At 63.4% G+C, this 12,463-nt stretch carries 13 protein-coding genes and 1 pseudogene; 8 read left to right on the top strand and 6 right to left on the bottom strand.

Annotated features, from left to right (window positions below):
• Positions 1-36: 36 nt before the first annotated feature.
• Positions 37-1,128 (bottom strand): chorismate synthase, encoded by a 1,092-nt coding sequence (gene aroC, locus ACIOVF_RS18440; protein WP_401291339.1) that lies wholly within the window; start codon positions 1,126-1,128, stop codon positions 37-39.
• A 133-nt stretch (positions 1,129-1,261) separates the two neighbouring features.
• Here aroC and ACIOVF_RS18435 point away from each other — a divergent pair, with 133 nt between their 5' ends.
• Positions 1,262-2,224 (top strand): alpha/beta hydrolase, encoded by a 963-nt coding sequence (locus ACIOVF_RS18435; RefSeq protein ID WP_045195303.1) that lies wholly within the window; start codon positions 1,262-1,264, stop codon positions 2,222-2,224.
• 106 nt (positions 2,225-2,330) lie between these two features.
• Positions 2,331-3,128 (top strand): hypothetical protein, encoded by a 798-nt coding sequence (locus tag ACIOVF_RS18430; protein WP_045195305.1) that lies wholly within the window; start codon positions 2,331-2,333, stop codon positions 3,126-3,128.
• 84 nt (positions 3,129-3,212) lie between these two features.
• Here ACIOVF_RS18430 and prmB read toward each other — a convergent pair whose 3' ends face one another.
• Positions 3,213-4,121, bottom strand: a complete 909-nt coding sequence (gene prmB, locus ACIOVF_RS18425) for a 50S ribosomal protein L3 N(5)-glutamine methyltransferase (RefSeq protein ID WP_045195306.1) — start codon at positions 4,119-4,121, stop codon at positions 3,213-3,215.
• Between the two features lie 189 nt (positions 4,122-4,310).
• Here prmB and ACIOVF_RS18420 point away from each other — a divergent pair, with 189 nt between their 5' ends.
• The 5 genes from ACIOVF_RS18420 to ACIOVF_RS18400 all read left to right on the top strand — a co-directional run bounded on the left by ACIOVF_RS18420 (position 4,311) and on the right by ACIOVF_RS18400 (position 6,951).
• Positions 4,311-4,901 carry a cysteine hydrolase family protein gene (locus tag ACIOVF_RS18420; protein ID WP_093380478.1) on the top strand — a complete coding sequence of 197 codons (591 nt, stop codon included), beginning with the start codon at positions 4,311-4,313 and terminating at the stop codon, positions 4,899-4,901.
• Between the two features lie 76 nt (positions 4,902-4,977).
• Positions 4,978-5,298: a hypothetical protein gene (locus ACIOVF_RS18415; RefSeq protein WP_045195308.1), complete on the top strand. Its 321-nt coding sequence runs from the start codon at positions 4,978-4,980 to the stop codon at positions 5,296-5,298.
• A 52-nt stretch (positions 5,299-5,350) separates the two neighbouring features.
• Entirely contained in the window at positions 5,351-5,908 is a 558-nt protein-coding gene (locus tag ACIOVF_RS18410) for a Smr/MutS family protein (protein ID WP_038994072.1), read from the top strand.
• A 69-nt stretch (positions 5,909-5,977) separates the two neighbouring features.
• On the top strand, positions 5,978-6,523 hold the full coding sequence (folE, locus tag ACIOVF_RS18405) for a GTP cyclohydrolase I FolE (RefSeq protein ID WP_045195310.1): 546 nt from the start codon (positions 5,978-5,980) through the stop codon (positions 6,521-6,523).
• Positions 6,524-6,582: 59 nt separating this feature from the next.
• Positions 6,583-6,951 carry a glutathione S-transferase N-terminal domain-containing protein gene (locus ACIOVF_RS18400; RefSeq protein ID WP_045195311.1) on the top strand — a complete coding sequence of 123 codons (369 nt, stop codon included), beginning with the start codon at positions 6,583-6,585 and terminating at the stop codon, positions 6,949-6,951.
• Positions 6,952-6,955: 4 nt separating this feature from the next.
• Here the strand turns inward: ACIOVF_RS18400 and ACIOVF_RS18395 are convergent, their stop codons facing one another.
• On the bottom strand, positions 6,956-7,558 hold the full coding sequence (locus tag ACIOVF_RS18395; protein WP_045195312.1) for a glutathione S-transferase family protein: 603 nt from the start codon (positions 7,556-7,558) through the stop codon (positions 6,956-6,958).
• A gap of 147 nt (positions 7,559-7,705) precedes the next feature.
• On the opposite strand from ACIOVF_RS18395, the gene ACIOVF_RS18390 reads away from it, so the two are divergent.
• On the top strand, positions 7,706-8,893 hold the full coding sequence (locus ACIOVF_RS18390; protein WP_045195313.1) for a benzoate/H(+) symporter BenE family transporter: 1,188 nt from the start codon (positions 7,706-7,708) through the stop codon (positions 8,891-8,893).
• Between the two features lie 17 nt (positions 8,894-8,910).
• Here the strand turns inward: ACIOVF_RS18390 and ACIOVF_RS18385 are convergent, their stop codons facing one another.
• From ACIOVF_RS18385 to ACIOVF_RS18375, 3 genes and pseudogenes are all read right to left on the bottom strand, one after another.
• Entirely contained in the window at positions 8,911-9,774 is an 864-nt protein-coding gene (locus ACIOVF_RS18385; protein WP_401291430.1) for a methyl-accepting chemotaxis protein, read from the bottom strand.
• A pseudogene (locus tag ACIOVF_RS18380) lies at positions 9,772-9,945 on the bottom strand (HAMP domain-containing protein); the annotation flags it as partial. The pseudogene ACIOVF_RS18380 and the gene ACIOVF_RS18385, both read right to left, overlap by 3 nt.
• A 1,021-nt stretch (positions 9,946-10,966) precedes the next feature.
• A complete protein-coding gene (locus tag ACIOVF_RS18375; protein WP_401291427.1) occupies positions 10,967-12,364 on the bottom strand; it encodes a PLP-dependent aminotransferase family protein in 1,398 nt (465 codons plus the stop codon).
• Positions 12,365-12,463: the final 99 nt, after the last annotated feature.

Here is a 12,463-nt window from a genome sequence, read left to right as displayed (position 1 = left end):
CTCAGCGAGCCGCAGCGCGATTGGCCGGGGCCGGCATTACAGCTGGCCCAGCACCGGGGTGTTCACGCGTACCTCGGCGTTCTGCCCGCGATGGCGCAGTAGGTGGTCCATCAGCACGATGGCCATCATCGCTTCGGCGATCGGCGTGGCGCGGATGCCCACGCACGGGTCGTGACGGCCCTTGGTGATGACCTCGACCGGGTTGCCATCGACATCGATGGAGCGGCCCGGGGTGGTGATACTCGACGTCGGCTTGAGGGCCAGGTGGGCAACGATCGGCTGGCCGGAGGAAATACCGCCAAGAATGCCGCCGGCGTTGTTGCTGAGAAAACCCTCTGGGGTCAGCTCGTCACGGTGTTCGGTGCCGCGCTGGGCGATGCTGGCAAAACCTGCGCCGATCTCCACGCCCTTGACTGCGTTGATGCTCATCAGCGCATGGGCAAGCTCGGCGTCCAGGCGATCGAAGATCGGCTCGCCCAGGCCCGGCATGACACCTTCGGCGACCACGGTGATCTTTGCCCCGACCGAATCCTGGTCACGGCGCAGCTGGTCCATGTAGGCCTCAAGCTCCGGGACTTTGTCCGGGTCGGGGCTGAAGAAGGCGTTCTGCTCCACCGAATCCCAGGTCTTGAAAGGGATTTCGATCGGGCCGAGCTGACTCATGTAGCCGCGAATGCGAATACCCTGGCTGGCCAGGTACTTCTTGGCGATGGCGCCGGCGGCCACGCGCATGGCGGTTTCGCGCGCCGAGCTGCGGCCACCGCCGCGGTAGTCGCGCTCACCGTACTTGTGGTGGTAGGTGTAGTCGGCGTGGGCCGGGCGGAACAGGTCCTTGATCGCCGAGTAGTCCTTGGACTTCTGGTCGGTGTTGCGAATCAGCAAGCCGATCGAGCAACCGGTGGTGCGGCCTTCGAACACACCCGAGAGGATTTCGACTTCGTCGGCTTCCTGGCGCTGGGTGGTGTGGCGGCTGGTGCCGGGCTTGCGCCGATCGAGGTCGTGCTGCAGGTCGGCCAGGGAAATTTCCAGGCCCGGCGGGCAGCCATCGACAATGGCGACCAACGCCGGACCATGGCTTTCGCCAGCGGTGGTGACAGTGAACAGCTTGCCGTAGGTATTGCCGGACATGCAGGACGCTCCGCGAATCAGCCAGATTTGAACAAGGCCGCCAGTATACGCAGGCTAACCATTCAGTTCATCCCTGACGGCGAACCTTCTGCGCTGGCCCCGGTCCAAACCGCACTCTCTCGATAGTGGCCTGATGATGTTGCGTATTGTTGCAGTAATCGCCCTGCTGTTCAGTGGTCTGGTCCAGGCTGCTGCCCCCGTCGTGTTCCAGCGCCCGCTCAGCCTCGATACCGGCAGCGGCGTGCTGCACGGCAGCCTGCTGTTGCCGCGCACCGAGCAGCCGCCACCGGTGGTGCTGATCATTGCTGGCTCCGGGCCGACCGATCGCGACGGTAACAACCCCTACGGCGGCAATACCGACAACCTCAAGCAACTGGCCCTGACCCTGGCGAAAAACAATATCGCCAGCGTGCGCTACGACAAGCGAGGCGTCGCCGCCAGCCTGGCTGCTACGCCGGATGAGCGTGACCTGACGGTGGAACGCTATGTTGCCGACGCGGTGGCCTGGAGCCAGAAAATCAAGGCCGACCCACGCTTCGGCCGCCTGGTCCTGCTCGGCCACAGCGAAGGTGCGCTGATCGCCAGCCTTGCCGCCGAGCACAGCGGCGCCAGCGCGGTGATCAGCATTGCCGGCAGCGGCTGGCCGATCGACAAGGCGCTGCGCGCGCAGATGTTTGACCGCATCCCCGGGCGCTACATGGCCAGTGCCCACGACATCCTTGACCGCTTGAAAAACGGCAAGACTTCTTCCCGCGTGCCGCTGCCACTGCAGGACGTCCTGCGCCCGAGTGTGCAGCCCTACCTGATTTCGCTGTTCCGCCAGGACCCGGCCGAGGCCTTCGCCAAGGTCAAGGTACCGGCATTGATCATCCAGGGCACCCATGACTTCCAGGTCGGTGTCGATAACGCCGAGATCCTCAAGGCGGCCAAGCCGGATGCCGAACTGGCGTTGATCAAGGGCATGAACCACATGCTGCGCATCGCCCCCGAAGAAATGAGCCAGCAACGCGACAGCTACCTTGACCCGCAACTGCCGCAAGCAGCCGAACTTGGCCAGCGCGTTGTCGACTTCATTCAGCGGTTGCCCGCCAGCTGAGGCCAATTCGCAGAAATTACGCCTCCAGTCCAGGCCAATCCTGCCGATAAAGCGGTGCTGGCATCGTCAATGCGACCAGCCCGCTGCGCACATGAGGATTGCCGTGATGACCGAAGCCGCCCCCCAGGACACCGCCGAGACGACTGCCGAGCAGGCAGCAGCGGAAGTTGCCCCCCTGCCCTGGGCCGATGTTACCCCCGAACATTTCCAGATGCTGCGCCTGGCGCCGTTGCCGACCGACCGCAACAGCGGTGCGCGGCCGCTGCGCTTTGTCCAGTACGGTTATGCCGAACGCCACAGCAAGCAGACCAGCCTGCTGCGCATGGCCATCCAGCTGCCGGCGCAAAAAGTGCGCAAGGAACAGAACCACCTCGATGTGTGGGTCGACCATGAAGAAAAGCATGTGACCTTCACGCCCGACACCGGCTTGCAGATCGAGCCGCTGAACCGCGGCCTAGGGCGCTTTCTGCTCAACCAGGCGGTGCAGTGGGCGCAGCGCAAGTGGCCGCACTACCGGGTCGAAGGTGCGGCCCTGCCAAGCAAGGATGCGCTCAACGAAGACACTCGCCTGCGCCGCGACCATGTGCTGCGCAGCCATGGCCTGGAGGTCGAGTACGCTGATGCCCAGCACCTGAAGGGGCGCTTCGTCGATGTCCAGGTTGGCGAGCTAAAAGGCGGCTGGAACACTGACAAGGTGCAGCGGGTCGAGATCCTCGATGCCGCGCAGATGCTGCAACAGGCCGAGCAGACCTTGCAGGAAAAAGAGGCGCAACTGCGCGAGCGTGACGAGCGGGTCAGCAAGTACCGCCGTGAAGACAGCGGGCTGCGTTTTACCATCACTTGCCTGGTGGCCTTTGCGGTGTTTCAGGCGGGGTTGTTGATCTGGATTGCGACTCACCGCTAAAAAGCATCGCTGGCAAGCCAGCTCCCACAAGGGCAATTGTGGGAGCTGGCTTGCCAGCGATAGATTCACTGCAAACCTGAAGCCTTACACCTTCGAAGCAAACAGCCCCTGGTGCTGGCGGCACTGCTCAGCCGTGAGCATGAACACCCCGTGGCCGCCGCGCTCGAATTCCAGCCAGGCGAAATCCACCTCCGGGTACAACGCCTCGACATGCACCTGGCTGTTGCCCACCTCGACAATCAGCAACCCTTTGTCGGTCAGGTGATCGGCCGCTTCGGCCAGCATCCGTCGCACCAGGTCCAGGCCGTCGTTACCGCAGGCCAGGCCCAGCTCCGGCTCGTGGTGATACTCCTCGGGCATGTCGGCAAAGTCTTCGGCATCGACGTACGGCGGGTTGGACAGGATCAGGTCGAAACGCTGACCCGGCAGGCCGGCAAAACCGTCGCCCTGCACGGTATACACACGCTCTTCCAGGCCATGGCGCTCGATGTTCTGGTTGGCGACTTCCAGTGCCTCGAACGACAGGTCGGCCAGCACCACTTCAGCCTCGGGGAACACTTCGGCGCTGACGATGCCGATGCAGCCGGAGCCGGTGCACAGGTCGAGGATGCGCGCAGGTTCGCTGGCCAGCCACGGTTCGAAGCGTTTTTCGATCAGTTCGCCGATCGGTGAGCGCGGAATCAGCACGCGCTCGTCGACGATGAACGACAAGCCGCAGAACCACGCCTCGCCCAGCAGGTAGGCGGTCGGCACGCGGTCTTCGATGCGGCGCTTGAGCATGCGCTGCAGGTTGACCAGCTCGTCGTCTTCCAGCTGGCAGTCCAGGTAGGCATCGGCGACTTCCCAGGGCAGGTGCACCGAGCCCAGCACCAGCAGCCGCGCTTCATCCCAGGCGTTGTCGGCACCATGACCGAAAAACAGGCCATGCTCGTGGAAACGGCTGACGGCCCAACGGATATGATCGCGCAGGGTGCGCAAGCGAGAAGTGATCACAACAGACTCCTTGAAAGACGACCTGCGATTCTAACAGCCCGGCAAAAGAAATGATCGGCAAAAACACCCTGTAAGGATATCGCCAGGGTGGCTGCAGGCCACTAACGACGCTGCTTGTACGCGAAGCGATTCACATAACTGCTCAGGCAGGGGACAATAGGGTAAAAGCCCTATCCAAAGGAGCCCTTGATGTCTGTTCCAACGACGATGTTCCACCTCAGCGGCCGCGGCTATCCGCCGGCCAAGCTGAACAACGCCAGCCTGGTGATTATCGATGCGCAAAAGGAGTACCTCAGCGGTCCCCTGGCGCTCTCGGGCATGGACGCGGCCGTGGCCAACATCGCTAAAATGCTCGAGGCGGCCCGCAAGGCCGGGCGCCCGATCATCCACGTGCGTCACCTGGGTACCGTCGGCGGCATGTTCGACCCGCAGGGCCCACGCGGCGAATTCATCCCGGGCCTGGAGCCTGTGGGCGATGAAGTGATCATCGAAAAGCGCATGCCCAATGCCTTCAAGAACACCACCCTGCACGAGACCCTGCAAAAGTACGGGCACCTGGACCTGATCGTCTGCGGCTTCATGAGCCACTCCAGCGTCAGTACCACCGTGCGCCGGGCCAAAGACTACGGCTACCGCTGCACCCTGATCGAGGATGCCTGCGCCACCCGCGACCTGCCGTTCAAGGACGGCGTGATTCCGGCGGCGCAGATCCAGCAGAGCGAGATGGCGATCATGGCCGACAACTTTGCCTGCGTGGCGCCAACCACCAGCCTGATCTGAGCGACCGCCCGGCAGCCGGGCGGAACCACCTCAAGGCTTTTCGGTCCAACGCCGGATATCCATAGAGGAAATCGGAATGAAAATATCCGATGGTTTTGATGCCAAACGCTTGCGCCCACGCACGCCCCGTAACTGGGGCATGCGCCTGGCGGCGGCGTTTTCGGCGTTGCTGGCAACCGCCGGCGTGCTCCTGGCCATGGCCGGCGCCGCCAGCCTGCTGGGCCACCCCGCTGCTCTGGGCGAGCTCAACGCCAACCCGGCCGGCGCCAGCGTCCTGCTGGGCCTTGGCCTGTTGCTGCTGTACCTGGGTGTGTGGTTCTGGCGCCGCAGCCGCTTGCGCCTGCGCCGCAGCCGCGAGCTCAATCTGTCACCGCACCTGATGAAAAAACACGATTGACTGCACGCTTTGGGGGAGTCGCGTAAACTACGCCGCCCTGGCGGAGGCTTACATGCAAGACGACGATTTTTCCCTGTTCAAAAGCGAGATGCGCGGCGTCAAGCCGATCACCCATGATCGCGCCGAAGTCGGCAAACCCAAGGCCGACCGCAAGAAACTGGCAAGCCTGCGCCAGGCCGCGACGGTCCGTAGCGACCAGACCGTGGTCGATGGCCTGTCGGACCAGTTTGTGATTGATGTCGGCCCCGAAGACGATCTGCACTGGAGCCGTGACGGCGTCCAGGAAAGCCAGATGCGCAAGCTCAAGCTCGGCCAGATCGGCTTCGAAGGCAGCCTCGACCTGCACGGCATGACCGTCGAAAAGGCCCGGGAAACCCTGTGGGCCTTCCTTGCCGAAGCCACCCGCTTCGAAGTGCGCTGCGTGCGCGTCACCCACGGCAAGGCAGTGCGCCTGGATGGCAAGCGACCGATGATCAAGAGCCACGTCAACACCTGGCTGCGCCAGCACCCGCAAGTGCTCGGTTTTACCTCATGTCAGGCCCGCCATGGCGGTACTGGCGCGGTGTATGTCATGCTCAAGCGAACCATGCTCGAAGGCCGTGACGAGTAACGCCGTACTTGCAGCGCCGCCGTCGCCGCCGTACCCTTCGCGTTTGCGATAAATCCCACAGGTAGATCCATGTCCCTGGAACAGAACTACACCGCGATCCTTGGCCAGCTTGGCGAGGATGTCTCCCGCGAGGGCCTGCTCGACACGCCCAAGCGGGCTGCGAAGGCCATGCAGTACCTTTGCCGCGGTTATGAGCAAACCCTGGAAGAAGTGACTAACGGCGCCCTGTTCAGCTCCGATAACAGCGAAATGGTCCTGGTCAAGGACATCGAGCTGTACTCGCTGTGCGAGCACCACATGCTGCCGTTCATCGGCAAGGCCCACGTGGCCTACATCCCTGACGGCAAGGTCCTGGGCCTGTCGAAGGTGGCGCGGATCGTCGACATGTACGCACGCCGCCTGCAGATTCAGGAAAACCTCAGCCGCCAGGTCGCCGAAGCGATCCAGCAGGTCACCGGCGCCCTGGGCGTTGCCGTGGTCATCGAGGCCAAACACATGTGCATGATGATGCGCGGTGTGGAAAAACAGAACTCGACCATGATCACTTCGGTGATGCTCGGCGAATTCCGCGAAAACGCCGCGACCCGCAGCGAGTTTCTCAGCCTGATCAAGTAATCGGGCCAGACTGCAAGCCGACCTTTCGTGGTCGGCTTTTTTTATCCTTTGGAGTTGCCATGATCGTCAAAGCACTGCGTGTGGGCCTCGGCCAGTTGATTGTGTTCGGTGACTGGATCAGCCGCCCGGCCAAGCTCAAACGCGACCCGGCCGCCCAGGCCCTGGTCGAGCAACAGGCCAAGGGCCTGAGCCTTTACCAGTTTCATGCCTGCCCGTTCTGCGTGAAAACCCGCCGCACCCTGCACCGCCTGAACGTGCCGGTGGCACTGCGCGATGCCAAGAACAACCAACAGGATCGCCAGGCCCTGCTTGCCGAAGGCGGCAAGATCAAGGTGCCGTGCCTGCGTATCGAGGAAGACGGCAAGACCACCTGGATGTATGAATCCAAGGTGATCATCGACTACCTCAACAAGCGTTTTGCCGCCTGATCGCTCAACCGAGCATGGTCACATGACGGGGATGGCTGGCCACACGCTCCAGCCATGCCTGGATGCCAGGGTAGCCGTCGAGGTCAAAGCCGCCCTGGTGGGCGACATGGGTGTAGGCGTACAGCGCGACGTCGGCGATCGAATAGCGATCACCCACCAGGTAAGGCGTTAGCTGCAGTTGCTTCTCCATCACCCGCAGGGCCTTGTAGCCGCCTTTGTGCAGGGTCTTGTACTCCTCCAGCCGCTCTTGCGGCAGCCCCAGGTAAAACTGGATGAAGCGTGCCACGGCGATGTACGGCTCATGGCTGTACTGCTCGAAGAACTGCCATTGCAGCACCTGGGTGCGCAAGCGCGGTTCGGTGGGCAGGAACTCGCTACCATCGGCGAGGAAGTTGAGAATCGCGTTGGACTCCCACAGGTAGGTGCCATCCTCGAGTTCCAGCACCGGCACCTTGCCATTGGGGTTCATGGTCAGGAACTCAGGGGTTTCCGTCTCGCCCTTGAGGATATCCACCGAATGCCATTCATAAGGCAGGTCGAGCAGGTGCAACATGAGCTTGATCTTGTAGCAGTTGCCCGACTGGTAGTCGCCGTAAACCTTGTACATCGCTCCCCCTCTTCGTAATGCTGAATCGAACCCGCGCCCATAGTTGGCGACTGTACGGCTAATTGCAATGCCTGCTGTATGGCAAAGATCAACAGTACGCACGGTAGTCTGAAAAAACTGCTTACATCCAGAACAAGGAATGCCCCCATGCCCGACGCCACGTCCGCGCAATTGCGCCCTTTGGCCGACTCCTCGCCGTCTGCGGTGGTGGCAGGCTTCATCGCCATGCTCACCGGTTATACCAGCTCCCTGGTGCTGATGTTCCAGGCCGGCCAGGCTGCCGGCTTGACCACGGGGCAGATCTCGTCGTGGATCTGGGCGCTGTCGATCGGCATGGCGGTGTGCAGTATCGGCCTGTCGCTGCGCTATCGCACCCCGATCACCGTCGCCTGGTCGACCCCCGGCGCGGCACTGCTGATCACCAGCCTGGGCGGGGTCAGCTACGGCGAAGCGATCGGTGCCTATGTCACCTGCGCGGTGCTGGTGGTGATCTGCGGCATGACCGGCAGTTTCGAGCGCCTGGTCAAACGCATTCCGGCCTCGCTGGCCTCGGCATTGCTGGCCGGGATCCTGTTCAAGATCGGCAGCGAGATTTTCATTGCCGCCCAGCATCGGACCGCGCTGGTACTGGGCATGTTCTTCAGCTACCTGTTGATCAAGCGCGTTTCGCCGCGCTACTCGGTATTGGCAGCGTTGGTGGTCGGCACGGTGCTGTCCGGGGCCATGGGCCTGCTGGATTTCAGCGGTTTCAGCCTGGAAGTGGCCACCCCGGTGTGGACCACGCCGAGTTTCTCTCTGGCGGCGACCATCAGCATCGGCATTCCGCTGTTCGTGGTGGCCATGACCTCGCAGAACATGCCCGGTGTCGCCGTGCTGCGCGCCGACGGCTACCAGGTGCCGGCCTCGCCGTTGATCACGGTGACCGGCCTGGCTTCATTGCTGCTGGCACCGTTCGGCTCCCACGGCGTCAACCTGGCCGCCATCAGTGCAGCGATCTGCACCGGCCCGCATGCCCATGAAGACCCCAGCAAACGCTACACCGCGGCCGTCTGGTGCGGGATTTTCTACGGCATCGCCGGGGTCTTCGGCGCCACCCTGGCGGCGCTGTTCGCCGCCCTGCCCAAGGAGCTGGTGCTGTCGATTGCCGCCCTGGCATTGTTCGGCTCGATCATGAATGGCCTGACCGTGGCGATGAACGAGGCCAGGGAGCGCGAGGCGGCGCTGATCACCTTCATGGTCACCGCCTCTGGCTTTACCCTGTTCTCGATCGGTTCGGCATTCTGGGGGATCGTCGCCGGGGTGCTGACCTTGATGATTCTCAACTGGCGTAAATAGTCGTAGGGACGCCGCTCCTACAGGCGAAAATGCCCGACCATCCCCTTCAAGTCATTGCCCAACTGCGCCAGCTCGATACTTGAGCTGGCGTTGCCCTGCATGGCCAGCGCCGACTGATCGGCGCTGCTGCGGATCTGGGTGACGCTGCGGTTGATGTCCTCGGCTACCGAGCTCTGCTGCTGCGCCGCTGCGGCAATCTGCTGGTTCATCTGCTGGATCAATGAGACTGCCGCGGCAATGCTGCCCAGGGCGCTTTCGGTGTGCAGGGCATCGCTGACGGCCAGCTTGACCAGCTCGGCACTGCCCTGGATCTGCGCCACCGAGGCCTGGGCACCGCTGCGCAAGCTGCTGACCAGGCGCTCGATCTCCTCGGTCGATTGCTGGGTACGCCGGGCCAGTGCCCGCACCTCGTCGGCGACCACGGCAAAACCGCGGCCCTGCTCGCCGGCCCGCGCGGCCTCGATGGCGGCGTTGAGCGCCAGCAGGTTGGTCTGCTCGGCGACGCTCTTGATCACTTCCAGCACCTGACCGATGTTCTGCACTTCGCTGCTGAGGTTGTCGATGCTCTGGCTGGCTGATTCAGCAGAGCTCGCCAGTTGCTCGATCCGCTGCATGCTCTGGCGCACCACCTGCTGACCGCTCTCGACCTTGTCGTCCGCCGTTTGCGCCGCCAGGGCAGCCTCTTCGGCGTTGCGCGCAACATCATGCACGGTAGCGGTCATCTGCTGCATGGCGGTAGCTACCTGCTCGGTCTCATCCTTTTGGCTGTTGACCTCGCGGTTGGTCTGCTCGGTGACTGCCGACAGCGACTGAGCGTTGCTGGCCAGTTGTTCGATACCGTTTTGCAGGCCACTGACGATGGCGCTCAAGCCCGAGCCCATCTGCTGCATGGCCAGCATCAGCTGACCGACCTCATCACGCCGATCGATACTGATTTCACCACGCAGGTCACCGGCGGCTATCTGCTGGGCGCGGCCCATCACCTGGCGCAGCGGCCCGACCACCGCACGGGTGATCAACCAGGCCGCCAGCACCCCGACCAGCAGCGCCATCAGCGCAGCGCCAAGGATCAGCACGGCATTGCGCTGCAGCTCGCCTTGCATGGCCTGGTCTTCAGCGATCCGGGCCTGGTCGACCTGGCGGGTGACCTGTTCGGCACGCGCTTGCAATTGCTGCTTGAGCTGCTGCTCACGGCCAAGCAGGTCGGTGTATTCAGCAAGTTTTTCAGTGAAACTGGCGATGTGCGTGCTGACCTCGCCGAGCACGGTCTGATAGCCAGCGTCGGTCACCGCGGTTTTCAATTGCTCGACCAGTGCTGCTGCCTGCTCGGTCTGTTCGATGCGGCCCTGGCGGGCATCGTCGGCGCCCTTGCGATTCTGCTCAAGACGCACGCGCGCTTCGTCCATGGCCTGCAGCATCAGCCGTGCGACTTGTGCCACCTGCCCGGCTTGCTCGACGAACTCGGCGCCCTGCTGGCCCTGGGTGTCCTTCAGGGTATAGGTGCCGTCGTCGGCGAGCCCGGACTGCAGCACATCCAGGTTGTTGGCCACGCTTGAGACCGACCAGCTGGCCATGTCCAGCGCCAGCTCCTTGGCCTGGGTCAGTTCGACGAACTGGTCAAAGGCCTGGCGGTAGTCGTTCAGCGCCTGTTCGACGCCGCTCAGTTGCACCAGCGTCCGGGCTTGCTCTTGCAGGGCGTCGAGGCGCTGGTGCACCGCGTCTACCGACTTGGGATCGGAGCGCAGGGCGAATGCCTGTTCCTGCAAGCGGGTATCGAGCAGTGCGGTATTGAGCGCCGCCATCTGCTTCAAGCCATCGAAGCGCTGCCCGACGCCGTGCAGGGCGGCAACCCCCGCTGCCGCCACCACCGCCGTCAGCAGTAGCACCAGGGCAAAGCCCAGCCCGAGTTTGCGGGCCATGCCCAGGTTGGCGAAAAAACCACGCTTGGCCGAACTCATCGCACTACCCCCTGCTGCCCGCAAATGCATCAAGCCTCAAGAGTGGCAATGGCACGGCCAGCGGCACAAGATCCCGGCGTCGGAATAATGGCAAAAAGCTACAGTTGCGTCGTTTTCAGGACTGCCGAGGTCGTCCGGCGCGCTGAAAGAACGCCTGCGCGCGCTGGTCCTGGGCATAGGCGACATTAATCCGCAGCCAGTCACAGGCAGCGCCCTGGGGGTCAAAGGCACTGCCCGGCGCCAACAGCACCGAACAGGCCTGGGCCTCGCGGCTGAGCTCGGCAAAACTGCGTCCCGGGCAGCGCGCCCAGACAAACATGCCGCCATAGGGCTCGGTAAACACCTCCCAGCCATAGGCCTCCAGTTGGCCCAGCGCCTTGGCCATGTGCTGGGCCAGGCGCAGGCGCAGACGCGCCGTGCTTTTGCGGTAGCTGCCGTTGCCGAGCATTTGCGCCACCACCTGCTCGGTAAACCGCGAAGTCCCCAGGCCACTGACCATTTTCAATTCCGCCAGGCGCGCAACCAGTTCCGCCCTGGCCACCAGGTAGCCAACCCGCAGCGAACTGCTCAGGGTCTTGGAAAAGCTCGCCAGGTAAATCACCCGCTGTTCAGCGTCCAGGGTTGCCAGACGCGTCACCGCACCGTCCTGAAAGTCCGCGTAGATGTCGTCCTCGATGATCAGCAGGTCATGTTCGCGTGCCAGCTCCAGCAAGCGATAGGCGACCTTGGGCGACAGGCTGCTGCCGGTGGGGTTCTGGTACAGGCTGTTGATGTACAGGCAACGTGGCCGGTGCTGCTTGAGCAGCGCCTCCAGCACCTGCAGATCAGGCCCCTGCGGGGTACGCGGCACTTCGAGCATGTCGACGTGATGCTGGCGCAACAGGCTGTAGAGGTTGTAGTAGCCCGGGCTTTCCACCAGCACCTTGTCGCCGGGCTTGAGCAACGTGCGCACCAGCAAATCGAGGGCATGGCTGGCGCCCTGGGTGGTGAGGATCTGCTCGGGCGCGGCGTCGATGCCGATCTGCCCCAGGCCCTTGTGCAACTGGGTACGCAGGCTGGCCAGGCCCAGCGGCGGGCAATAGTCGATCAAGTCCTCGACCGCGCCGCGGCTGACCTGGCGCAGCGCCTGGGCAATAGCTTCGGTAGCGCGCCAGCTGGAAGGTACCCAGCCACAGCAGAGCTTGAGCAACTCGCCGGGGTCATCGGTGAACTGCTGCCAGCGGCTGTCGAAGGCCTCGTCATGGATCGGCTGATCAACCAGCAGCACCTGCAGGCGCTGTTCGGCGACGAAGAATCCGGCGCCATGGCGCGCCTGCAGCCAGCCCGCCGCCACCAACCGGTCGTAGGCTTCGATCACGCAGGACTGGCTGACACCCTGCTCGCGGGCCAGTCGGCGAATCGACGGCAAGCGGCTACCCGGGCGCAGGCGCTGGTGTTCGATCCAGGCCTGCAATTGCTCACTCAGTTGCTGCACGAGCGGGCGGGAGGAGTGGCGATCAAGGCTCAGGTGCATGGCAAAGTGTTCGCTGATTTTGTCCGAACAGTTAACCACAAAACCCTCGCCAGTGTGCCTTGTGACGCCCAGGCGATCACCGGATAGTCGGCCCATCGA

The sequence above is a fragment of the Pseudomonas sp. NPDC087612 genome, assembly GCF_044743505.1.
In the GTDB taxonomy this organism is placed as follows: Bacteria; Pseudomonadota; Gammaproteobacteria; order Pseudomonadales; family Pseudomonadaceae; genus Aquipseudomonas.
This window is presented reverse-complemented; position numbering and strand designations above follow the sequence as displayed.